This is a genomic window from Xanthomonas sp. NCPPB 3174 (genome assembly GCF_056725205.1).
In genome coordinates this window covers 1,002,674-1,025,358 of record NZ_CM161517.1, presented here as the reverse complement: position 1 = coordinate 1,025,358, position 22,685 = coordinate 1,002,674, and the positions used below count along the sequence as shown (strand labels likewise).

Below are 22,685 nucleotides of genomic sequence, written 5' to 3'. Positions count from 1 at the left end.
CCGCTGCCGCAACACTGCGAATCATCCCGGATTCACCGTCGTCCCGGCCGCCACCCGGCGTCCGCCTGCCCTCTTGGAGCCCGTCTTGCGCCTGCTGCCGCTCGCCTTCGCGATCACCCTGGCCACCGCCTGCGCCGTGGCGCTGGCCCAGGAGAACAAGCTGCCGGACATCGGCTCCTCCGCCGGCGAGCTGCTGACCCCGGCGCGCCAGGCCGAGTACGGCAAGATGATGCTGGCCGAGCTGCGCAGCTACGGCTACGTGCTTGAGGACCCGTTGATCGACGACTGGCTGCAGACCATGGGCACCCGGCTCGGCGCCAACAGCGACCAGCCGCAGCAGAAGTTCACCTTCTTCATGCTGCGCGACCGCCAGATCAACGCCTTCGCCACCCTCGGCGGCTACGTGGCGGTCAACGCCGGCCTGGTGCTGACGGCCGAGCGCGAGGACGAGGTGGCCGCGGTGCTGTCGCACGAGATCGCCCACGTCACCCAGCAGCACGTGCTGCGCGGGGTGGAGCGGGCGCAGCGCGACCAGATCCCGATCCTGCTCGGCATGCTCGCCGCGGTGGTCGCCGCGCAGCAGGCCGGCGGGCGCTCCAGCGGCGACGCCACCCAGGCGGCGATCGCCAGCGGCCTGGGGCTGATGCAGCAGCGCCAGATCGACTACACCCGCTCCAACGAATCGGAGGCCGACCGCCTGGGCATCCGCACCCTGGCGCGCAGCGGCTACGACGTCGACGCGATGGCCGGCTTCTTCGAGCGCATGTCGCTGGCGATGCGCGGCAACCAGGGCGGCTACAGCACCCCCGACTTTCTGATGACCCACCCGGTCACCACCACCCGCATCAGCGAGGCGCGCGAGCGCGCCGAACAGATGAAGAAGAACACCCTGACCGTGACCACCAGCGTGCCCGGCGGCACCCTGCAGGAGCGGGTCGACCCGAACGACGTGTCGCTGAGCCAGCCGCTGGGCGCGCCCAGCAATCCGCTGCTGCCGGGCGGCCTGCAACTGCCGTTCGCCAACTACGCGCGCGGCCCCAGCGGCCAGTTCGAGTGGGCCCGCGAGCGGCTGCGGGTGTTCAGCGCCAACACCCCGGCCGATGCGATCCGCGAGTACGAGGGCCTGCGCCAGGGCAGCAAGCAGGGTCTGAGCGATGCCCAGCGCTACGGCCTGGCGCTGGCGCGGCTGCGCGCCGGCAGCGGCGCACAGGACGTCGCGCAGACGCTGGAGGGCCTGCTGCAGGCGCACCCGGACAACTGGTGGCTGACCGTGGCGGTGGCCGAGGCCGACGCCAAGGCCGGCAGGCCCCAGGCCGCCGACCAGCGCTTCGAGGCGCTGGTCAAGCGCATGCCCAGCAACCGCGCGGTGGCGCTGAGCTATGCCACCGCCCTCAACGAACAGGGCGGCCGCCAGGCCGGCCAGCGCGCGCAAGCGGTGCTGCGGCCGCTGCTGGGGGCGGCCGCGGAGGATCCGGTGTTCCAGCGCACCTTCGCCCGCGCCTGCGAACTGGCCGGCGACGAGACCCGCGCCGGCGAGGCTTATGCCGAGGCCGCCTACCTGAACGGGCACCCGGAGCAGGCGCTGATCCAGCTCAACAACCTGAAGAAGCGCAGCGACCTGGACTATGTGGCGCGCGCGCGCATCGATGCGCGCATCGCCGCGATCACCCCGACGGTGCTGGAACTGCGCCGCCAGGGCGTGCAGGACCCGGACATGCAACGGCACTGAAACGCGCCCTTGGCAGGCGTCACTTAAACGTAATAAAACCGTAGTCTACTGGCGACCTTCCTCCCCAGTTCCACGGTGCCGTTGTGCAGAAACGCATCCTGATCGTCGACGACGAACCGGCCATCCGCGACATGGTCGCGTTCGCCCTGCGCAAGGGCGACTTCGAGCCGGTGCACGCCGGAGATGCCCGCGAGGCGCAGACCTCGATCGCCGACCGGGTCCCGGACCTGATCCTGCTGGACTGGATGCTGCCCGGCACCAGCGGCCTGGAACTGGCCCGGCGCTGGCGCAAGGATGCGATGACCCGCGAAGTGCCGATCATCATGCTCACCGCCCGCGGCGAGGAGAACGACCGTGTCGGCGGCCTGGAGGCCGGCGTCGACGACTACGTGGTCAAGCCATTCTCCGCGCGCGAGCTGCTGGCGCGGATCCGCGCGGTGATGCGCCGCACCCGCGAGGACGACGAGGACGGCAGCGTCTCGGTCGGCAGCCTGCGCATCGACGGCGCCGCGCACCGGGTGTTCGCCGGGGACGCCCCGGTGCCGATCGGCCCGACCGAATACCGCCTGCTGCACTTCTTCATGACCCATCCCGAGCGCGTGTACAGCCGCGCGCAGTTGCTCGACCACGTCTGGGGCGGCAGCGTCTACGTGGAAGAGCGCACCATCGACGTGCACATCCGCCGCCTGCGCAAGACGCTGGAGCCGTTCGCGGTGGAAAACATGGTGCAGACCGTCCGCGGTTCCGGCTATCGCTTCTCTGCGTCCATCTGACCGCCAGCTTGGCCTGCTATAACGGCGGACGGATCACGATCCTTTGCGACAGAGTGCGTTCCCGATGCCCCGCCACATCCGCTCCGCCTGGTTGAAGACCCTCGGCACGCTCGCCGGCCTGCTGTTGCTGGCGTTGCTGGCCGGCTGGATCGGCGGCCACGTGTGGATGGCGCTGACCCTGATGTCGCTGGGGGTGATGGGCTGGCACTACTGGCGGCTGCGGCGGGTGCTGCGGCGGCTGACCGCGCGCCAGCGTTGGGAGCCGCCGGCAGGCACCGGCGTGTGGAACGAACTGGACCGGCTGCTGTACCGCAGCCAGGCAGAAATGCGCGTGCGCAAGCGGCGTCTGCTGGACATGCTGCGCGCCTACCGCGCTGCCGCCGCGGCGCTACCCGACGCGGTGGTGGTGGTGGACCGCAACAGCCAGCGCATCCAGTGGTTCAACGAAGCGGCCGGCACCCTGCTCGGCCTGCGCCATCCCGGCGACCTCGGCGCGCCGGTGGTGGAGCGGCTGCAGCCGATGCCGCTGGCGCACTGGCTCAGCGCCGGCCGCAACGCCGAGCCGATGCTGGACATGCCCTCGCCGGTCGACGAGCGCCTGCGCCTGAACCTGCGCCTGATCCCTTATTCCGAGGACCACTGGCTGCTGGTCGCCCGCGACGTCAGCAAGCTGCTGCAACTGGAGCAGGTGCGCCGCGATTTCGTCGCCAACGTCTCGCACGAACTGCGCACGCCGCTGACCGTGGTCCACGGCTATCTGGACATGCTCGATCCGGAGGACTTCCCGGATTCGGGACCGATGATCGCCGAGATGCGCAAGCAGTCGCAGCGCATGACCCAACTGGTCGAGGACCTGCTCACCCTGTCGCGGCTGGAATCGCAGGAGCACGCCAACGAGGAGTCGATCGCGATGGCGCCGATGCTGGCCACGCTGCGCCGCGAGGCCGAAGCGCATAGCCAGGGCCGGCACCGCATCGAGGTCCACGACGAGGCCGATTGCGACCTGGTCGGCTCCAACAAGGAGCTGCACAGCGCCTTCTCCAACCTGGTCACCAACGCGGTGCGCTACACCGCGGCCGGCGGCACCATCCGCATCACCTTCGCCCGCGAGGGCGACGGTGCGGTGCTGTCGGTGCGCGACAGCGGCTACGGCATTCCCGCGCATCACCTGCCGCGGATCACCGAGCGCTTCTACCGGGTCTCCAGCAGCCGTTCGCGCGAGAGCGGCGGCACCGGGCTGGGCCTGTCGATCGTCAAGCACGTGCTCGGCCTGCACCAGGCGCGGCTGGAGATCGAGAGCGAAGTCGGCAAGGGCAGCACCTTCTCCTGTCACTTCGGCGCCGGGCGCGTGCATCCGCGGCACGACCATGCCACCCTGACTTCCGCCTAACGAGTATCGCCATGCCCCGCGCCGCCGCCCTGCCGCCCACGCCGCCACCGGACGTTCCCAGCGACCCGCTGCGCGATCCGGCGCTGTACCTCAACCGCGAACTGTCGCAACTGGATTTCAACTTCCGGGTGCTGGCGCAGGCGCAGGATCCGCAGGTGCCGTTGCTGGAGCGGCTGCGCTTCCTGTGCATCTCCTGCACCAACCTGGACGAATTCTTCGAGATCCGTGCCGCCACCGTGCGCCATGCCCAGGAGTTCGGGCTGCCGCCAGCACCGGACGGCATGAGCCCCAACGCCATCCTCAACGCGATCCACGACCGCGCCGCGCAACTGGTCGACCAGCAGTACCGCTGCTGGAACGAGGTGCTGCGCCCGGCGTTGAAGGACGCCGGCATCGGCGTGCTCGGTCGGCATTCCTGGAACGCGCGGCAGAAGCGCTGGCTGCGCGCCTACTTCCGCAACGAGATCATGCCGGTGCTGTCGCCGCTGGGCCTGGACCCGGCGCATCCGTTCCCGAAGATCCTCAACAAGTCGCTGAACATCGTGGTGGTGCTCAAGGGCACCGACGCGTTCGGCCGTGTCGGCCACCTGGCGATCGTGCGCGCGCCGCGCTCGCTGCCGCGCATCATCCAGTTGCCGGAAAGCCTGGCCGAGGGCGGCCAGAGCTTCGTGTTCCTGTCCTCGGTGCTGTCCACCTTCGTCGACGAGCTGTTCCCGGGCATGGAGGTGATGGGCTCCTACCAGTTCCGCGTCACCCGCAACTCGGAACTGGTGGTGGACGAAGAGGAAGTGGAGAACCTGGCGCTGGCGCTGCGCGACGAACTGGTCAACCGCGGCTACCGGCCGGCGGTGCGGCTGGAGATCGCCGAGGACTGCCCGAAGTCGATCGTGCGCACCCTGCTGCAGAACTTCGAGCTGCCGGAAAACGCGGTCTACCGCATCAACGGCCCGGTCAACCTGAGCCGGGTCAACCAGGTCTACGACCTGGTGCAGCGCCCGGACCTGAAGTATCCGCCGATGAACCCGCGCACGCTGCGCGACAGCGAGGGCATCTTCGAGATCGCCGCCGCCGGCGACGTGCTGCTGCACCACCCGTTCGACGCCTTCACCGCGGTGCTGGACCTGATCAAGCAGGCCGCGGTCGACCCCAACGTACTGGCGATCAAGCAGACCCTGTACCGCACCGGCAAGGACTCGGCGATCGTCGATGCACTGGTGCTGGCCGCGCGCAACGGCAAGGACGTCACCGTGGTGGTGGAACTGCGCGCGCGCTTCGACGAAGAGGCCAACCTGGGCCTGGCCGACCGCCTGCAGGAAGCCGGCGTGCAGGTGGTGTACGGCGTGGTCGGCTACAAGACCCACGCCAAGATGCTGCTGATCGTGCGCCGCGAGGGCCGCAAGCTGCGCCGCTACGTGCACCTGGGCACCGGCAACTACCACAGCGGCACCGCGCGCGCCTATACCGACCTGAGCCTGATCACCGCCGACGTGGACATCGGCAACGACGTGCACCTGCTGTTCCAGCAGTTGTCCGGGCTGGCGCCGAAGATCCGCCTCAAGCGCCTGCTGCAATCGCCCTTCACCCTGCACCCGGGCGTGCTGCACCGGATCGAACGCGAGACCAAACTGGCGCATGCGGGCCGCCCCGGCCGCATCATCGCCAAGATGAACGCGCTCAACGAGCCGCAGGTGATCCGCGCGCTGTATGCGGCCTCGCAGGCAGGCGTGAAGATCGACCTGATCGTGCGCGGCGCCTGCACCCTGCGCCCCGGCGTGCCGGACGTGTCCGACAACATCCGGGTGCGCTCGATCGTCGGCCGTTTCCTCGAGCACAGCCGGGTCTACTGGTTCGGCAACGACGGCGCGCCGGAACTGTTCTGCGCCAGCGCCGACTGGCTGGAACGCAATCTGCTGCGGCGCGTGGAGACCGGCTTCCCGATCCTCGATCCGGATCTGGTCAAGCGCATCCACCGCGAGGTGCTGCAGAACTACCTGGCCGACAATCTCAACGCCTGGGAACTGGACGCCGACGGCAACTACCGCAAGCTGGCCCCGGGCCAGGACCAGCCGCCGCATTCGGCGCAGCTGGCCCTGCTCGACGGGCTCTGAGCGCGTCGCGGCGCCGTCTCCACGGCGTGCGCCGCGCATCGGCTACCATTCCGCCATGCCTGCCACTTCCCCCACTCATCCGCCGCTGCGCGACGGCGACCTGCTGGCCGCCATCGACCTGGGTTCCAACAGTTTCCACATGGTCATCGCCCGCTATCAGCTCGGGCAGCTGCGGGTGGTGGACCGCCTGCGCGAGACCGTGCGCATGGCCGACGGCCTGGACAACAAGGGCGGGCTATCCGCCGAGGCGCGGCAGCGCGCGCTGGAATGCCTGGCACGCTTCGGCCAGCGCATCCGCGACCTGCCCTCGCTGCGCGTGCGTGCATTGGCCACCAACACCGTGCGCCAGTTGCGCTCGCCGCAGACCTTCCTGATTCCCGGCGAAACCGCGCTCGGCCATCCGATCGAAGTGGTCAGCGGCCGCGAGGAAGCGCGCCTGATCTACCTGGGCGTGGCCCATGCGCAGCCGCCCAAGCCGAACGAACGCCGCCTGGTGATCGACATCGGCGGCGGCTCCACCGAGTTCATCATCGGCAGCGGCTTCCAGACCCTGGAACGCGAGAGCCTGCAGGCCGGCTGCATCGCCAGCACGCGGCGCTTCTTCCCGGGCGGCAAGCTGTCCAAGAAGAAGTGGAAGGACGCGTTGACCGAGATCGGCGCCGAGTTCCAGCAGTTCGCCGGGCAGTACCGCGCGCTGGGCTGGCACGAGGCGCTGGGCTCGTCCGGCACGCACAAGGCGATCGGCGAGATCTGCGCGGCGATGAAGCTGACCAAGGGCGCGATCACCGCCGAGGCGCTGCCGCAACTGCGCGACCGCCTGCTGCTGGCCAAGCGCATCGAGGACATCGACCTGCCCGGCCTGTCCGCCGACCGCAGGCCGATCATCGCCGGCGGCGTGCTGGTGCTGGAAGCGGCGTTCCAGGCGCTGGGCCTGCAACGGCTGATGGTGAGCAAGGCGGCCATGCGCGAAGGCATCCTCTACGACATGCTCGGCCGCGGCGGCGAGAACGATCCGCGCGAAACCGCGATCGCCGCGCTCACCCAGCGCTACGGCATCGACGAGGCGCAGGCCGCGCGCGTGGAGCACACCGCGATGGCGCTGTTCGAGCAGGTCGCCGGTGACTGGGCGCTGGATGCCGACGACGCGCGCATGCTCGGCTGGGCCGCGCGCCTGCACGAACTCGGCCAGGCCATCGCGCACAGCCAGTACCACGTGCACGGTGCCTACGTGCTGGAACACTCGGACATCGCCGGCTTCTCGCGGCAGGAGCAGCAGGTGCTGGCCACGCTGGTGCGCACGCACCGCCGCAACGTCTCCAAGACCGCGTTCGACGCGCTGCCCGACCGCCTGCTGCTCAGCGCCAAGCGCAAGGCCGCGCTGCTGCGCCTGGCGGTGCTGCTGCACCGCGCGCACGAGGCCGACCCGATCCCGGCGCTGGAACTGAAGGCCGACGGCGCCAACCTGCACCTGATCCTGTCGCAGCCGTGGATCGAATCGCGGCCGCTGCAGCGCGCCGACCTGATCGGCGAGGTCGAGGGCATGGCGGGGTTGGGGATCAATTTCCGGCCGTTTGTGGCTTGAGGGCCGGGATTCGGGATTCGGGATTCGGGATTCGGGATTCGGGATTCGGGATTCGGGATTCGGGATTCGGGATTCGGGATTCGGGATTCGGGATTCGGGATTCGGGATTCGGGATTCGGGATTCGGGATTCGGGATTCGGGATTCGGGATTCGGGATGGCAGCATGCTGTCCGCGGTCAAATCGCGGTCAAGCGATTTGATGAAAAAAATGCCGGTTTTTGAAAGAAAAGCCGCCCTCCCTGAAGCCGCGACACCGCGGCTTTTTTGTGGGAGGGGCTTCAGCCCCGACGCCTTACCGATACCGCGTCGGGGCTGAAGCCCCTCCCACAGAAAAGCGGCACGGCGACGAACTTGCGAAAATCCCGAATCCCGAATCCCGAATCCCGAATCCCGGCGTTTGGCGTCATCGTTCCTACATGCGCTGGACATGTTCGCTTCACTGCATTGCGCGAGGCTTAGTCAAACCGGAGCCCCCGCATGCGCTACGCGATCGTCACCGAGACGTATCCCCCTGAGGTCAACGGCGTTGCGCTGACCGTGCAGGGGCTGGAACTGGGGCTGCGCGCGCGCGGCCATACCGTCGACGTGGTGCGTCCGCGCCAGGTCGGCGATGCCGACCCGGCGGATCTGCGGCTGGTGCGCGGTGCGGCGCTGCCGCGCTATCCGGGGCTGAAGTTCGGCCTGCCGGCGCCGCGGCGCCTGACCCGGCTGTGGCAGGCGGCGCCGCCGGATGCGGTGTACATCGCCACCGAGGGCCCGCTGGGCTGGTCGGCGCTGCGCAGCGCGCGCCGCCTGGGCATTCCGATCGCCACCGGCTTCCATACCCGCTTCGACGAATACCTGCCGCAGTACGGCGCGGCCTGGCTGCAGTCGACCGCGCTGCGCTGGATGCGGCGCTTCCACAACCAGGCCCAGGCGACCCTGGTGCCGACCCGCGAGCTGCGCGACTTCCTCGCCACCCAGGGCTTCGAGCGGGTACGCCTGCTGGCGCGCGCAGTGGACAGCAAGCAGTTCGAGCCGCAGCGCCGCAATGCGCAGTTGCGCGCGCAGTGGGGCCTGCAGGACGAGGATTGCGCGGTGCTGTACGTGGGCCGCATCGCCTCGGAGAAGAACCTGCCGCTGGCGGTGCGCGCGTTCCGCCAGTTGCAGCAACTGCGCCCGCGTGCGCGCTTCGTCTGGGTCGGCGACGGCCCGCTGCGCGAGCGTTTGGCGCAGGAGAATCCCGACTTCATCTTCTGCGGCGTGCAGCGCGGCGACGCGCTGGCACGGCATTTCGCCAGCGGCGACCTGTTCCTGTTCCCCAGCCGCAGCGAGACCTTCGGCAACGTGACCCTGGAGGCGATGGCCAGCGGCGTGGCCACGGTCGCCTTCGACTACGGCGCGGCACGCGAATACCTGCGCGATGGCCTCAACGGCGCGGCGGTGGCCGACGACGAGGCGTTCATCGCCGCCGCCCTGCGCCTGGGCAGCGACGACGCCTTGCGTCGCCGGCTGGGCGAGGCCGCCTGCGCGTCGATGCAGCAACTGCGCCCGGAGCGCGTGGTGGCCGATTTCGATGCACTGCTCACCGAACTGGCGAACACCCGGAGGACGCATGTCGACGCGGCTTGAGATCCTGCGCGGGCACGAGACCCGCTGGTGCCGGCGCGCCAACCACTGGTGCCGGCGACGTTCGGTGCGGCGCTTCTTCTCGGCGATCAGCCGGCTCGGCGACGGCGTGTTCTGGTACGCGCTGATGACCCTGCTGGTGCTGTGCGACGGCATGGACGGCGTGTTCGCCTCCGCGCACATGGCCGCCACCGGCGTGGTCGCGCTGAGCCTGTACAAGGGCCTGAAGCGCTGGACCCGGCGCCCGCGCCCGTACGCCGCCGACCTGCGCATCCGCGCCTGGGTGGCGCCGCTGGACGAGTTCAGCTTCCCCTCCGGCCACACCCTGCACGCGGTGTCCTTCGGCATCGTCGCCCTCGCCTACTACCCCTGGCTGGCGCCGCTGCTGGTGCCGTTCATCGTCTGCGTGGCGCTGTCGCGGGTGGTCCTGGGCCTGCACTACCCCAGCGACGTGCTCGCCGCCACCGGTATCGGCGCGGCGCTGGCGGGCGTGTCGTTGTGGTTGGTTTGATGAGGAGCCGGGATTCGGGATTGGGAATTCGGGATGGCGTGAGGCCATCCCAGCAGTCAGCGTAGGAGCGGCTTCAGCCGCGACGCATGCAAAACCAACGGGGCGCGGCTGAAGCCGCTCCTACGAAAGCGCGGTAATGCCCGCGCTCGCGGCTGCCATCCAATCCCAAATCCCGAATCCCCAATCCCGGCCGTACAATGGCCAAATGACCACGCTGTTCATCTCCGACCTGCATCTGGACCCGGCACGGCCGGCGATCACCGCGCTGTTCCTCGACTTCCTGCGCGGGGAGGCGCGGCAGGCCGAGGCGCTGTACATCCTCGGCGATCTGTTCGAGGCCTGGATCGGCGATGACACGCCGTCCGAGGCGGCCGATGCGGTGGCGCTGGAGCTGCACGCGCTGCACCAGGCCGGGGTGCCGGTGTTCTTCATGCACGGCAACCGCGACTTCCTGCTCGGCGCCGATTACGCGCAGCGCGCCGGTCTGCGCCTGCTGCCCGATCCCTGCGTGATCGACCTGTACGGCGAGCCGACCCTGCTGCTGCACGGCGACCTGCTGTGCACCGATGACACCGCCTACCAGGCGTTCCGTGCGCAGACCCGCGATCCGGCCTTCCAGCAGCAGTTCCTGGCGCAGCCGCTGGCCGCGCGCATCGCCTACGCGCAGCAGGCGCGCGCCGCCAGCCAGGCGCGCCAGGCCGAGTTGAAACAGGACGACAGCGCGCAGTTCGAGACCGTCACCGACGTGGCCCCGGGCGAAGTCGCCGCCACCTTCGCCCGCTACGGCGTGGCGAAGATGATCCATGGCCACACCCATCGGCCGGCGGTGCATGCGCTGGACGTGGACGGTCGCGCCTGCACCCGCATCGTGCTCGGCGACTGGTACGAACAGGGCTCGGTGCTGCGCGTCGATGCGAAGGGCTGCAAGCTGCAACAGCTCTAGCGCCAAGGTCCGGCGCGGCGCGCGCGGCTACGCGACGCTTGCTCAGCACTCCGCGGCAACGCATTGCCCCGCGACTGCGGCGCGGCTGCAGGACGGCACCTAACTGCGCTTCGACGCAGGATTTCGCAGGGCCGCTGACTGCGCCGCCCGACCGTCTATGCGTACCTCATGGAACGCCGCTATCGGGCCGGCAGCGCGTGCGGCGTCGGCACCGACCAGCGTCGACCCAGCACCGTCCATCCGCACTTCCTCGCCGCGCACCGGCGCAGCCACGCCTACAGCACGGTGCGAACACCAGCGCTCAGGGCAGACCACCGCCGGCACGCTGCTGTCGCCATTGCGCGTAATCGACGAAGTCGCCGTCGACCATGTCGTACCAGCCGATCGCGCCGGAGCGCTCGACGCGGAAACGGTCGCGGACCGGCTCGGTTTGCGGGTCGCCCGGACAGCCGTCGCCGTGCTTCTCGCGCACGGCGATCTCGATCACCGCCGGTGCGACGGCAGCCGCACCCGCAGCGGCCGCCGCGTCGTCCGCGCTCGCGTCCTCGACGGCGTAGCCCAAGCACTGCAGGTCGGGATAGGCGTGATCGGCGGACAGGCGCGCCTGCAACACGTCGATCGCGCGCTGGTCGTCGAAGGCGTCGGCGGGCGCGGCCGGCGGGGTGGCCCGTGGCGCCTCGGTCTTGGCGGTCGGCGACGGCGTGTCGGTCTGCCGATCGGGGGCGGGGCCGCAGCCCGCGCTCAGCATCGCCAGCAGCAGCGCGGCCGGCAGTCGCATGCGCTTGAACATCGTCGTTCCCAGGAAGTCGGTCGCCACCGGCCGTGCCGGCACCGCTTCCCAGCATAGCCGAAGCGGACGCCGCCGCGTCCGCTCCGGCCGTCTTCGCCGCACCTGACGCAGGCAGGCGGCCTGCGCCACGTGCTGGCCGGCTCAGCGGAACCCGGCCACCGTCGCCTTGGTGTTGACCAGCACGCGCTGGTTGTCGGCGGTGCTGGCATTGCCCATCGGCACGCCGTTGTAGGACACGTTCGGGTTGGACCAGTAGTTCAGCCGCGGGCAGCTGCTGGTGCAGTTGTAGGCCATGATCGTGCGCCAGCTGTTGCCGTAGCGATAGCCGTGGCCATAGGCGTACGGCGAGGTGCTGGAGTCGGTGGCCACGTCGTGGCGCGCGCTCTGCAGGTGGCCGATCTCGTGGGCGAAGCTGTAGTAGCCGGTGGCGCAATCCCAGTACACCGCCGCGAACGCGGTGGCGGCGGTGGAGCCGATGCCCGAGGCAAGGCCGCAATAGGCGGAGTTGTCGATGATCAGCACGCCGACGTCGGCCGCGGTGTTGTTGCGCGAGGTATGGATGCTGTCCATGTAGCCGTCGCTGGTGCCGCGGAAACGGGTCAGGTCGGTATTGAAGTCGCCGGACTCGGTGTAGTTGGTGGTCTCGTAGCCGGCCAGTTGCATGGTGATGCCGACGTTGCTGTTGGTGTAGCCCTGGTTGGACTCGGCCACCGCCAGTTGCACCAGCGACTGCATGTTGCCGCCATAGCTGGTCACCGCCTTGTTGGTCGCCACCACCAGCACGCGGATCGTCGCGGGCGAGCCGGACGAGGCGCCGGCGGCGGTCACCCGCTCGTCGATCACCGACTGCGGCATCTGCACGGTCGGCAGCAGCGCGTAGTCGGCCGGATGCTCGGCGGGCATGCGCCGTTCGTCGACTTCCACCAGCACATGGCCGCCGCCGGCGACCGGACGCAGGTGGAACAGCGTGCCGTTGCTGCGGATGCTGCCGGTGATGGTGTCGCCGCTGCGCACCAGGATCGCCGAGTTCAGCGGATCCAGACCGGAGGGCGCACGGGTCCGGGCCACCGCGGCATTGCCGAGATTGCCGTACCAGATGCTGTTGCCGCCTTCCAATTGCTCGGTCTTCAACTGCGTGGCGGTGATGCGCTGGCCCAGCAGGTCCAGCTCGAGTTGCTGCTGTCCGGCGGTCACGGCGGCGGCATTCACGCCGACCCGCTGCACCGCACCGGTAGCGGGATTGGCCAGCAGGCGGCTCAGCGCCGGCTCGCCGGCGATGGATTTGGACACGTATTGGCTGCTCTGGAACAGGGGCGTTCCGGCTGCGGAGGCGGAACCGGCGACACACAGGGCAAGCATCGCGGTCAGGCTGCACATCGACTTCATGTCGGACTCCTGGGTGGTGAGTAGGGACGAACGTCGCCCCGCGCACGGCCGGAGACGGGGGAGGCCGCGTGGGGGAGTTCGATTAGCCGCTCAGCCACCGTTCAGCGCAAGCAACAAATGCAGCCGGGTCGCAACTCGGAGATAGAGGTCACAGAAAGCGCCGCCCGGCGCTCATGCCGTGCGTGCGCGTGCCTTCTCGCAGCACACGCACAGTCCCGAAGAAATCCCGCCGCCTCAGCCGGCCTGCTGCTGCAGGGCCAGCAATTCGTCCTCGTCGAACCCCGCCAGCAGGCGCGCCTGCAGGTTGAACGGGCCATGCAGGTAGCCGCCGGCGTACTCGCGCAGCAGGGCGGCGAAGCGGGCGCGCGGCTCGATCCCGGCCTGTGCGCAGTACCAGCGGTACCAGCGCGAACCGGCGGCCACGTGTGCCACTTCCTCGCGCAGGATGATCTCCAGGATGTCGGCGGTGGCGTCGTCGCCGAGCGCGCGCAGCTTGGCGATCATGCCCGGGGTCACGTCCAGGCCGCGCGCTTCCAGCACGCGCGGTACCAGCGCCATCCGCGCCAGGCCATCGTGCGCGGTCTTCTCGCACATCTCCCACAGGCCGTTGTGCGCGGCGAAGTCGCCGTAGGCGTGGCCCAGCGCGCGCAGGCGGTCGCGCAGCAGCACGAAATGGCGCGACTCGTCGTCCGCCACCGCCACCCAGTCGGCATAGAACGCCGGCGGCAGGCCGCGGAAGCGGTAGACCGCGTCCCAGGCCAGATCGATGGCGTTGAGCTCGATGTGGGCGATGGCGTGGATGAAGGCGGCGCGGCCCTCGGCACTGCCGAGGCCGCGCCGCGGCAGTTCGCGCGGATGCACCAGCAGCGGCCGCGGCGGCCGCCCCGGCATGCGGATCGGCTCGGGTGCCGGCGCCGTGGCCGGCACTGCCAGCGCACCCTCGCGCCAGGCCGCCGCATGGCGCTGGGTCAGCGCGACCTTCTCGTCGGGGTCGGCCGCGTCCAGGCAGGCGCGCGCAGCCTGGTACAGGTCGCCACTCACGGCGCCGCCGCCGGCGGATGCGCGGCCGCCTCGCGCCGTTCCAGCCAGGTGCGCTGGGCCTGCTCGCAACGGTTGCCGGCCACCTTGAACACGCAGTCGACGCGATGCGCGCAGGCCAGGGCGAAGGCGCTGCGGCGGTCGGCCGCCGCCGGTTCCGGAATCTGCGCCAGCGGTGCGCCCGATGGCCAACCGGCGTCGACGCCGATGCCGGCGGCGAGCAGGCGCGAGGTGCCGTCGCGGCAGTCGACCGCATATCCCCACTGCGGCGCATCGGCGCGCACATCGTCGGAGGAGCGCTGCGCGCGCAGGCGCAGGAGCAGCAGGTCGTCACCGATGCGCTGCGCGCCGACGATCGCCAGCGGCGCGCGGTAGTCGGGCTGCAGCAGCGCCAGCTGGTCCGGGGTCATGTACAGCTGCAGCGCGGTCAGTTGCGCGCTCGGCACGCTGCCGTCGCGCAGGCGCGGATCGTCCAGCGTGCGCACCGGCCGCATGGCATCGTCGCCGGCGCAGCCGCCGCACAGCGCGGCCAGTCCCGCCAGCGCGAACAGGGGCCACGCGCGGGCGCGTGCGCCGCGGGACTCAGGCACGGCGCTTGCGCTTGGCCTCGTCCGAACGCAGCTGCATGATCCGCTCGAAATAGCCGGATTCGATGCCGGTGGTGTACTGGCCGTTGAAGCAGGAGGAGTCGAACGTCTTCAGCTCCGGATTGCCCTCGCGCACCGCGGTCTCCAGGTCTTCCAGGTCCTGGTAGATCAGCCAGTCGCAGCCGAGGAACTCCTGGATCTCCTGCTCGCTGCGGCCATGCGCCACCAGTTCGTCGGCGGCCGGCATGTCGATGCCGTAGATGTTGGGGTAGCGCACCGGCGGCGCGGCGCTGGCCAGGTACACCTTGCGCGCGCCGGCGTCGCGCGCCATCTGCACGATCTGCCGGCTGGTGGTGCCGCGCACGATCGAGTCGTCGACCAGCAGCACCACGCGGTTGCGGAATTCCAGGTGGATCGGGTTGAGCTTGCGGCGCACCGATTTCACCCGCTCGCCCTGCCCCGGCATGATGAAGGTGCGGCCGATGTAGCGGTTCTTGACGAAGCCCTCGCGGTACTTCACCCCGAGCACGTTGGAGATCTCCAGCGCGGCGTCGCGCGAGGTGTCCGGGATCGGGATGATGGTATCGATGTCGTGGTCCGGGCGCAGGCGCAGGATCTTCTCGCCCAGCTTCATGCCCATGCGCATGCGCGCCTTGTGCACCGAGACGTTGTCGATCATCGAGTCCGGGCGCGCGAAGTACACGTACTCGAAGATGCACGGGGTGTGGTCGGTCGGCGAGGCGCACACTTCCGAGAACAGCTCGCCGCGGCCGGTGATGACCAGCGCCTCGCCGGGCCGCACGTCGCGCACGCGGGTGAAGCCGAGGATGTCCAGCGCCGAGGACTCGGAGGCGACGATGTACTCGTCGCCCTCCACGCCCTCGCGCTTGCCCAGCACCAGCGGGCGGATGCCGTGCGGGTCGCGGAACGCGACCAGGCCCAGCCCCAGCACCACGCTGACCACGGCGTAGCCGCCCTTGCAGCGGCGGTGCACGCCGGCCACCGCACGGATCGCCGCTTCCGGGGTCAGCATGCGCTGCGCGTCCAGTTCGTAGGCGAACACGTTCAGCAGCACTTCGCTGTCCGAGTCGGTGTTGATGTTGCGACGGTCGGCCTCGAACACCTGCTGGCGCAGGGCCTCGGTATTGACCAGGTTGCCGTTGTGGGCCAGCGCGATGCCGTACGGCGAATTCACGTAGAACGGCTGCGCCTCGTCCATGCCCTCCGAGCCGGCGGTCGGATAGCGGCAATGGGCGATGCCGACACGGCCTTCCAGCACCGCCATGCGCTTCTCGTCGAAGACGTCGCGGACCAGGCCGTTGGCCTTCTGCACGCGCAGGCGGGTGCCGTCGGCGGTGGCGATGCCCGCCGCGTCCTGGCCACGGTGCTGCAGCACGGCCAGGCCGTCATAGAGCTGCCCGGCCACATTCTGGTTGCCGACGATTCCGACGATGCCACACATGTCAACGCTCTCCGCGGCGGGGACGCCGCTATTGGGAAGGTGGCCGTGCCTGGCCGTTGGATTCGACCCGTGCCGGGTCGGATTGCGCCGGACGCGCCTGCGCCGGATCGATGTTCGCGGGCATCAGTTGCGACGGATCGCCCCCGGGCTGCGCGGACCGCACCCCGGGACGCCCCAGGGCCTTGGACATCATCTCCTGCAGCCCACTGGCCTGCAGGGCGTTGCCCAACGCCGCATTATCGCCTGCCGCGGGCATGTTGCCCAAATCCATCTGCGACACGTTCAGTTGCGGCATCTGCGACAGGTTCAACTGCGGCATCTGCGGCATGCGCCAGTCCGGCAGCTGCGCGCGCATCCAGCCCACGCCCGGGCTGAGCACCGGCAGCACCATCGAGCGCTGCCAGTCCGGCTCGCGGGTCAGCGGCGTGAAGCTCATCAGGAACGCCAGCACCGCGGCGAAGAAACCGCCGCGCGCCGCGCCCAGGCCGAAGCCGAGCGCGCGGTCGGTGCCCGACAGCGCGGTCGAGCGCACCGCCGTGCGGATCACCATGCCGACGATGGCGACCACCGCCATCACCGTCACGAAGGTCAGCGCGTAGCCGCCCAGGTAATAGCTCATGCTGGGCCGCGCACCATCGGCGAGCCAGCGCCCGGCATTGCCGCCGAACTGGAACGTGGCCCAGCCGGCCAGGAACCAGGACAGCGTGCCGACCACGATGCCGACGAACCCGCGCAGGGCGCCGAGCAGCGCCGAGACCAGGATCACCGTCAACAGCACCATGTCGATCATGCGTGCCTCCCGCGGCCGAGCCGCTGCATCGCGCCGATCGCGCGTCGCGCCTGCCTTCCCTGGACCATCGTGCTACTCCGTGGGCCGAAGCCCGATCAAGGATGTGGACGTACCATACCGCTGATGCCGACCTTGGCCGCCACCTGGGCGCGCAACTGCTCGGCATCGGCGCGGTTGGCGACCGGCCCGACCCGCACCCGGTTCAGCGCGCCCTTGTCGGTACGCACCTGCTCGACGAAGGCGCTGAAGCCGGCCGCGCGCACCTTGTCGCGCAGGGCATTGGCGTCCTCGGCCTTGCCGAAGGCGCCCAGCTGCACGGCAAAGCCGGTGCCGGAGGCCGCCGGCGCGGCCGGCACGCTCGGGGCCGGCTTGGCGGTCGCCGCGGTGGCCGGCGTGGTTGCCGGCTTGGTGGGTTCGGGCTTGGTCACGGCCGGCTTGGCCGGTTCCGGCTTGGTCACCGGCGGCGTCGCCGGCTTGGCGCTGGCGACCGGCTTGGCCGGCTCCGGCGGCAGCGCCTCGGTCTTGGCCGGGGCGGCGGGCGCGGCAGCGGCGACGTTGCTGGCGGCAGCTGGCGCGGCGCTGGCCGGGGTGGCGTTGCTCGGCGCCGCGTCCAGGGTCACCACCTGGGCATTGACGTCGTTGCGCACCTTGACCGCCTGCAGGCGCACCGATTCGGCCTGGGCGCGATCGGCATACGGCCCGATCCGCACCCGCCAGGCCTGGCGTCCGCCGATCGTGGCCTGCTCGCGGAAGCCCGGCAGCTGCGCCTGCTTGAGCCGTGCGATCACCGCATCGGCGTCGGCGGCGGTGGCGTAGGCACCAAAGTTCACCGCGTAGTTGCCGGCGGCCGTGCTCGGCGGCAGTGGCTGCGCGGCGCTGCTGCCGGCGGCCGGATCGGCGAGATCGGCGGCATCGGGATTGTTCTGGACCGGCGCCGGCGCGGCGGCTGGCGCAGCGGCGGCGCCGGGCGCCTTGGCCATGCCCACCGCCCCGCCGCTGGGCGCGTCGCCCGGGGTCACCAGCGGCAGCTCGCGGGTCTCGAACTGGCCGTCGGCCGGCGCCTCGGGCGCCTTCAGCGGAACGTTGGCCACGCCGCTGTCGGGCGCAGGCCCCTTCACCAGCATCGGCAGGAAGATCACGGCGAGCGCTACCAGGACAAGGGCGCCAATCAATCGCTGTTTCAGGACGGTATCCACGGAAAGGCTGAGGGGGGCGGCGTGGCGGAGTGCCGTGCCGATTATAAGGTCGGCCCGCGCGGAGGCGGGATCAGGCGGCTGAATGCAGCCAGTGCAGCGCCTCGGCAGCGGTATGGAACGAGCCGAACACCAGCACCCGGTCGCCCGGTTGCGCCTGTGCAAGCGCCAACTGCAGCGCCTCCGCCACGCTCTCGGCGGTGCCGGCCGCGGCGGCGGCCGTGCCCGCGAGCCGCGTGCGCAACTGCGCAGCGCTCTGGCCGCGGTTGCCGCCCAGGCCGGCCAAGTGCCAGGCGTCGACCTGCGCGGCCAGGGCGTCCACCACTCCGGCGGCGTCCTTGTCGGCCAGCGCCGCGAACACCGCGCAGGTGCGGCCAGCGACCGGCTGCGCCTGCAGCGCGGCGGCCAGTTCGCGCGCGGCCTGCGGGTTGTGGCCGACGTCGACCAGCACCTCCACCCCGTCGCGCACGCAGGGCTGCAGGCGCCCGCGCAGGCGCGCGGCGGCGATGCCCTCGGCGTAGGCGTTGCGCGGCAGCGACCGGCGCAGCGCGCGCAGGGCGGCGATGGCGGTGGCGGCGTTGGCGCGCTGCACCGGCGCGCGCAACTGCGGCAGCGGCAACTGCAGTTCGGTGCCGACGTCGCGCCAGCGCCAGCGTTCGGCGTCGATCGGCTCGTGGAAGAAGTCGCTGCCGGCGCGCAGCGCATTGGCGCCAATCGCGTAGGCGCGGCGCAGCACGCTGGAGGGCGGATCGATCTCGCCGAGCACCAGCGGTTTCCATGGCCGCGCGATGCCGGCCTTCTCCGCACCGATCGCCTCGCGGTCGGTGCCGAGCCAGTCGGTGTGGTCGATGTCCACGGTGGTGATGACCGCGACGTCGGCATCGACCAGGTTCACCGCATCCAGCCGGCCGCCGAGGCCGACTTCCAGCACGACCAGGTCCAACTTGGTCTGCTGGAACAGCCACAGCGCCGCCAGCGTGCCGTACTCGAAGTAGGTCAGCGCGGTGTCGCCGCGCGCGGCCTCCACTGCCGCGAAGGCGGTCACCAGGTCGGCATCGCCGGCCTCGTCGCCGTCGATGCGCACGCGCTCGTTGTAGCGCAGCAGGTGCGGCGAGGTGTAGCTGCCCACCCGCCAGCCGGCGGCACGCGCGATCGCCTCGACGAAGGCGACGGTCGAGCCCTTGCCGTTGGTGCCGCCGACGGTGATGACGTGCTTGGCCGGCTTGGTCAGGCGCATGCGCGCGGCCACGGCGCGCACCCGCTCCAGGCCCATGGCGATGTCCTGGGGGTGCTGGCGCTCGATGTAGGCGAGCCATTCGGAAAGGGTGTTCATGTGGGTATTTTCAACCTTTCGACGAGAGGTGTGCGCTTGCTCGCTCACCACTCAGGAGCAACAGCTTTCGCGCTGACGCGCGAGTCACTTTTCTTTGCTTGTGCAAAGAAAAGTAACCAAAAGAAAGCACACCCGGGCGCCGCGCCCTCCGCGCTGCGCGCTCCGGGTCCGCACTTGGCCTGGGCATTTTTCGACGGCACATCCATGTGCCGGCGAAAAACGGCGCGCCTCCTGCGCGCCGCCCCTTCGGGGTTTTCGCCCAGGCCAAGTGCCGCGGCTCACGGGATCCCGAAAAGCAGAGCAACGGCAACGGCAAAAGCACGGCAAAGGCAAAGACAACGGCAATGACCAAGCGGCGCGCATCGGAAGTGAAACGGAACAGGCAGCCGATCGGACGGCGCACGTTACACGCGCATCATGTTCGTCCTACAGCGCCCGATGCTTCGCCTCGCCGAAGAACGGCGTGTGATGCGCGCAATCGTTCAAGCGCACCACTTCGAGATGCTCCACGTCCGGCCCTTCCAGCAGATTCAGCGTGGTCGGCGCCTGGCGGAAACTCCACAGCCGCGCGATCGGCAGGCCCAGCACCCGGCACAGGATCACCCGGTTCACCGCATCGTGGGCCACCACCAGCAGCGTGTCGTGCTCGCCCAGGCCCTCGGCGGCGCGGGCCAGGCCGCGCCAGGAGCGCTCCAGCACCTGCCGCAGCGACTCGCCGCCCGGCATCAGCACCGTATCCGGCTCCTCGCGCCAGGCGCGCAGACGCGCCGGGTCCTTCTCGTGGATCTCGCTGGCCAGCAGACCTTCCCACTCGCCATGGGCGATCTCCTGCAGGTCCGGATCGGTCTGCAGTAACGCCTCGCGCTCAGGGCCCAGCGCGAAGCGCGCGGTGCGTTGCGCACGGGACAGCGGCGAGGCCACGGCGCGGGTCAGCGGCACCTCGCGCAGGCGTGCGCCCAGCGCCTGCGCCTGCGCGTCGCCGACCGGCGACAGCGGGATGTCGATCTGGCCCTGGTAGCGGCCTTCGGCGTTCCACGGGGTTTCGCCATGGCGGGCGAGCAGAATGCGCATGCGCTGGAATCCTTGGGGGGAGGAAGGGCCCGTCTCGCAAACGAAAACGGAGCGGCATGATACCCGCTCCGTCGCCGGAAACCCTGCGCTGCATCCCCGTGCCTCGCCCCGGCCTGGCGGGGCGGACACACGGGCGGCAGCCGTGGCCGCCGCCCATCGGGACCTGGCTCACTTGGCCAGGTTCAACTCCTTCAACAGCCGCGGCGCCGGCATCACCTCCTGCATGATCCAGTGCAGGTAGCGCGCATCGACCGCGATCATCCTGGTCATCGCCGGGTCGAACACCCAGTTCGAACTCACCGACTCCCAGTTGCCGTCGAAGGCCAGGCCAACCAGCTTGCCGTGCGCGTCCATCACCGGCGAGCCGGAGTTGCCGCCGGTGATGTCCAGGTCGGACAGGAAATTCACCGGCACCGTGCCCAGCCGCTTGTCCTCCAGCCCGCCGTAGCGCTTGGCCTTGGCCGCATCCAGCAGCGCCTTGGGCGAATCGAACGGCTCCGTGCCGGTGTCCTTGGCGACCACGCCTTCCAGCGTGGTGAACGGGGTGTATTCCACGCCGTCCTTGGGCGAGTAGCCCTTGACGTTGCCGAAGGTGATGCGCAGCGAGGAGTTGGCGTCCGGATACACGAACTCGCCCTGGCTCTTCTTGTAGTCGGCCACGGCCTGCAGGTAGCGCGGCCGCGCCAGCAACTCCTCGCCATCGCGACGCTTCTGATCCTGCTCGAGTTGCAGCAGGGTCGGCATCAGCGCCACCGCATAGCGCAGCGCCGGGTCGTCGCTGGCCTCGAACGCGGCGCGGTCGGCATGCAGCCACTTCAGTCGCTGCTCGGTGCTGCCCAACTGGGTACCGGCCAGGCGCGTGGCGGCGGCCTGCGCATCGGCACCGGCCAGCCACTGGTCCAGCGCCGGCAGGCGTTGCGCCTTCGGCAGCTTCAGGTACTGCTCGAACCAGTAGCGCTGCAGCTGGCTGTCCATGGCGGCGACGTAGCGGCGCTCCATCTGCTTCATCGCGCCCTCGAGCTCGGGCAGATCGCGCTCCTGATAGCCCGGCTCGCGCGCGGCATCCGGCTTGGCGCGTTCGATCGACAGGCGGTACAGCATGATCGCGCTGCCGAGCGTGCCGGTCCGCTGCATCTGCCGCAGCACCAGGTCGCGGTCGCGGGTGGCCTTGGCCTGCTCGCCCAGCGCCAGCAGTTGCGCATGCGCCTGCAACGCGGCCTTGCCCTCGCCGCCCTGGCGCTTGAGCCAGGCCAGCACGGCGTCTTCCTCGGCGTGCTTCTTGGCCGCCGCGTCGATGCGCTTGAAGCCTTCCAACTGGCCCTCGTAGTTCTTGGCGACGTTGTTCCAACTGGCCATGGTCGCGGCGTACTTCACCTGGATGTCCGGGTTCTGCTTGCCGGCCTGCTCGACCAGCGCGATCAGGTCGCGGTACTGGCGCGCGGCGGTGGGATAGCCCCAGCTCGCGGTGGCATCGAACTCGGAGGCCAGCGCATAGCGATTGGTACGGCCCGGGTAGCCGGCGACCATGACGAAATCGCCGGCGCCCAGCGGCTGGTCGGCGAACTTCAGGAAGTGCTTGGGCTGGTACGGCACGTTGTCCTTGGCGTAGGCGGCCGGCTTGCCGTCCTTGCCGACGTAGGCGCGGTAGAACGAGAAATCGCCGGTGTGGCGCGGCCACATCCAGTTGTCGACGTCGCCGCCGAACTTGCCGATGCCCGACGGCGGCGCGTAGGCCAGGCGCACGTCGCGGATTTCCAGGGTGCGGACCAGGCGGTAGGTGTTGCCGCCGGAGAAGCTGTACAGCTCGCAGCGGTAGCCGGCGTCGGCTTCGCACGCGGCGACCTGGGCCTTGTCGAAGTCCTCCAGCGCCTGCGTGCGCTTGAGCGCGTCGGTGCCGGCGGCGGCCATCGCCGCCTTGGCCTGCGCGGTGACGTCGGTGATGCGGTCGAGCACATAGATGCGTGCGTTCGGACCGGCGCTCAGCTCGGCGCCCTGGCTGGCGGCGCTGAAGCCGTCGCGGATCAGGTTCTTCTGCGGGGTCGAGTTGAGCTGGATCGCGCCATAGGCGCAATGGTGGTTGGTCACCACCAGGCCCTGCGGCGAGACGAAGCTGGCGGTGCAGCCGCCGAGCGAGACCACCGCGCCCATCGGGTCGCCGGTGAGATCGGACAGTTGCTGCGGCGACAGCTTCAGGCCGGCCTGCTGCAGCGGCCCGGCGATGTCCGGCAACTGCTGCGGGACCCACATGCCCTCGCCGGCATGGGCGGCGGGGGCGCCGGACAGGGCGGCCACGGCGGCGATGGCGACAGCCAACGAATTCGAACGCATCGAGCGGTTTCCTTGATGACAGACGTTAGAGTGTAACGGCTGCAACCAATCGCCCGGACCGTG

The 22,685-nt window shown here is 70.2% G+C and carries 18 protein-coding genes; 8 read left to right on the top strand and 10 right to left on the bottom strand.

The window, feature by feature from the left end:
- The first annotated feature begins 85 nt into the window (after nucleotides 1–85).
- From AC1PK7_RS04585 to lpxH, 8 genes are all read left to right on the top strand, one after another.
- A complete protein-coding gene (locus tag AC1PK7_RS04585) occupies nucleotides 86–1,729 on the top strand; it encodes a M48 family metalloprotease (RefSeq protein WP_481100004.1) in 1,644 nt (547 codons plus the stop codon).
- Between the two features lie 83 nt (nucleotides 1,730–1,812).
- Nucleotides 1,813–2,502 (top strand): phosphate regulon transcriptional regulator PhoB, encoded by a 690-nt coding sequence (gene phoB / locus AC1PK7_RS04580; protein ID WP_010341114.1) that lies wholly within the window; start codon nucleotides 1,813–1,815, stop codon nucleotides 2,500–2,502.
- A 64-nt stretch (nucleotides 2,503–2,566) separates the two neighbouring features.
- Nucleotides 2,567–3,892, top strand: coding sequence for a phosphate regulon sensor histidine kinase PhoR (gene phoR, locus AC1PK7_RS04575; RefSeq protein WP_481100003.1), 1,326 nt, complete (start codon nucleotides 2,567–2,569; stop codon nucleotides 3,890–3,892).
- A gap of 11 nt (nucleotides 3,893–3,903) precedes the next feature.
- Nucleotides 3,904–6,000, top strand: coding sequence for a polyphosphate kinase 1 (gene ppk1, locus AC1PK7_RS04570; protein WP_481100002.1), 2,097 nt, complete (start codon nucleotides 3,904–3,906; stop codon nucleotides 5,998–6,000).
- A 55-nt stretch (nucleotides 6,001–6,055) separates the two neighbouring features.
- Nucleotides 6,056–7,582, top strand: a complete 1,527-nt coding sequence (gene ppx, locus AC1PK7_RS04565; RefSeq protein WP_010341110.1) for an exopolyphosphatase — start codon at nucleotides 6,056–6,058, stop codon at nucleotides 7,580–7,582.
- A 477-nt stretch (nucleotides 7,583–8,059) separates the two neighbouring features.
- Complete coding sequence (locus AC1PK7_RS04560; RefSeq protein ID WP_481100001.1) at nucleotides 8,060–9,193, top strand: glycosyltransferase family 4 protein; 1,134 nt, start codon at nucleotides 8,060–8,062, stop codon at nucleotides 9,191–9,193.
- The gene (locus AC1PK7_RS04555) at nucleotides 9,177–9,701 is read left to right on the top strand and encodes a phosphatase PAP2 family protein (protein ID WP_481100000.1); all 525 of its coding nucleotides are present in this window, start codon (nucleotides 9,177–9,179) and stop codon (nucleotides 9,699–9,701) included. The genes AC1PK7_RS04560 and AC1PK7_RS04555 overlap by 17 nt, the downstream gene beginning before the upstream one ends.
- A 205-nt stretch (nucleotides 9,702–9,906) precedes the next feature.
- Nucleotides 9,907–10,644 carry a UDP-2,3-diacylglucosamine diphosphatase gene (gene lpxH / locus AC1PK7_RS04550; protein WP_481099999.1) on the top strand — a complete coding sequence of 246 codons (738 nt, stop codon included), beginning with the start codon at nucleotides 9,907–9,909 and terminating at the stop codon, nucleotides 10,642–10,644.
- Between the two features lie 301 nt (nucleotides 10,645–10,945).
- Here lpxH and AC1PK7_RS04545 read toward each other — a convergent pair whose 3' ends face one another.
- The 10 genes from AC1PK7_RS04545 to AC1PK7_RS04500 form a co-directional block, all read right to left on the bottom strand.
- Complete coding sequence (locus AC1PK7_RS04545; RefSeq protein WP_481099998.1) at nucleotides 10,946–11,563, bottom strand: hypothetical protein; 618 nt, start codon at nucleotides 11,561–11,563, stop codon at nucleotides 10,946–10,948.
- A gap of 12 nt (nucleotides 11,564–11,575) precedes the next feature.
- On the bottom strand, nucleotides 11,576–12,820 hold the full coding sequence (locus AC1PK7_RS04540) for a zinc-dependent metalloprotease (protein ID WP_481099997.1): 1,245 nt from the start codon (nucleotides 12,818–12,820) through the stop codon (nucleotides 11,576–11,578).
- A 234-nt stretch (nucleotides 12,821–13,054) separates the two neighbouring features.
- Nucleotides 13,055–13,861: a ferritin-like domain-containing protein gene (locus tag AC1PK7_RS04535; RefSeq protein WP_481099996.1), complete on the bottom strand. Its 807-nt coding sequence runs from the start codon at nucleotides 13,859–13,861 to the stop codon at nucleotides 13,055–13,057.
- Entirely contained in the window at nucleotides 13,858–14,448 is a 591-nt protein-coding gene (locus AC1PK7_RS04530) for a hypothetical protein (protein WP_481099995.1), read from the bottom strand. Before AC1PK7_RS04530 ends, AC1PK7_RS04535 begins: the two co-directional genes overlap by 4 nt.
- Nucleotides 14,441–15,907 carry an amidophosphoribosyltransferase gene (purF, locus tag AC1PK7_RS04525; protein WP_010341100.1) on the bottom strand — a complete coding sequence of 489 codons (1,467 nt, stop codon included), beginning with the start codon at nucleotides 15,905–15,907 and terminating at the stop codon, nucleotides 14,441–14,443. Before purF ends, AC1PK7_RS04530 begins: the two co-directional genes overlap by 8 nt.
- Nucleotides 15,908–15,935: 28 nt before the next feature.
- Nucleotides 15,936–16,697 carry a CvpA family protein gene (locus tag AC1PK7_RS04520; protein ID WP_420009034.1) on the bottom strand — a complete coding sequence of 254 codons (762 nt, stop codon included), beginning with the start codon at nucleotides 16,695–16,697 and terminating at the stop codon, nucleotides 15,936–15,938.
- A 95-nt stretch (nucleotides 16,698–16,792) separates the two neighbouring features.
- Complete coding sequence (locus AC1PK7_RS04515; RefSeq protein ID WP_481099994.1) at nucleotides 16,793–17,893, bottom strand: SPOR domain-containing protein; 1,101 nt, start codon at nucleotides 17,891–17,893, stop codon at nucleotides 16,793–16,795.
- Between the two features lie 70 nt (nucleotides 17,894–17,963).
- Nucleotides 17,964–19,223: a bifunctional tetrahydrofolate synthase/dihydrofolate synthase gene (folC, locus tag AC1PK7_RS04510; protein ID WP_481099993.1), complete on the bottom strand. Its 1,260-nt coding sequence runs from the start codon at nucleotides 19,221–19,223 to the stop codon at nucleotides 17,964–17,966.
- A 426-nt stretch (nucleotides 19,224–19,649) separates the two neighbouring features.
- Nucleotides 19,650–20,294 (bottom strand): histidine phosphatase family protein, encoded by a 645-nt coding sequence (locus AC1PK7_RS04505; protein ID WP_481099992.1) that lies wholly within the window; start codon nucleotides 20,292–20,294, stop codon nucleotides 19,650–19,652.
- Between the two features lie 168 nt (nucleotides 20,295–20,462).
- Nucleotides 20,463–22,622 (bottom strand): S46 family peptidase, encoded by a 2,160-nt coding sequence (locus AC1PK7_RS04500; protein ID WP_481099991.1) that lies wholly within the window; start codon nucleotides 22,620–22,622, stop codon nucleotides 20,463–20,465.
- Nucleotides 22,623–22,685 lie beyond the last annotated feature (63 nt).

What these genes read in the sequence shown, in the direction of transcription:
- phoR (WP_481100003.1), top strand. Translation starts at nt 2,567, where the DNA reads ATGCCCCGCCACATCCGCTCCGCCTGGTTGAAGACCCTCGGCACGCTC.
- ppk1 (WP_481100002.1), top strand. Translation starts at nt 3,904, where the DNA reads ATGCCCCGCGCCGCCGCCCTGCCGCCCACGCCGCCACCGGACGTTCCC.
- ppx (WP_010341110.1), top strand. Translation starts at nt 6,056, where the DNA reads ATGCCTGCCACTTCCCCCACTCATCCGCCGCTGCGCGACGGCGACCTG.
- AC1PK7_RS04560 (WP_481100001.1), top strand. Translation starts at nt 8,060, where the DNA reads ATGCGCTACGCGATCGTCACCGAGACGTATCCCCCTGAGGTCAACGGC.
- AC1PK7_RS04555 (WP_481100000.1), top strand. Translation starts at nt 9,177, where the DNA reads ATGTCGACGCGGCTTGAGATCCTGCGCGGGCACGAGACCCGCTGGTGC.
- lpxH (WP_481099999.1), top strand. Translation starts at nt 9,907, where the DNA reads ATGACCACGCTGTTCATCTCCGACCTGCATCTGGACCCGGCACGGCCG.
- AC1PK7_RS04540 (WP_481099997.1), bottom strand. Translation starts at nt 12,820, where the DNA reads ATGAAGTCGATGTGCAGCCTGACCGCGATGCTTGCCCTGTGTGTCGCC.
- purF (WP_010341100.1), bottom strand. Translation starts at nt 15,907, where the DNA reads ATGTGTGGCATCGTCGGAATCGTCGGCAACCAGAATGTGGCCGGGCAG.
- AC1PK7_RS04520 (WP_420009034.1), bottom strand. Translation starts at nt 16,697, where the DNA reads ATGATCGACATGGTGCTGTTGACGGTGATCCTGGTCTCGGCGCTGCTC.
- folC (WP_481099993.1), bottom strand. Translation starts at nt 19,223, where the DNA reads ATGAACACCCTTTCCGAATGGCTCGCCTACATCGAGCGCCAGCACCCC.
- AC1PK7_RS04505 (WP_481099992.1), bottom strand. Translation starts at nt 20,294, where the DNA reads ATGCGCATTCTGCTCGCCCGCCATGGCGAAACCCCGTGGAACGCCGAA.
- AC1PK7_RS04500 (WP_481099991.1), bottom strand. Translation starts at nt 22,622, where the DNA reads ATGCGTTCGAATTCGTTGGCTGTCGCCATCGCCGCCGTGGCCGCCCTG.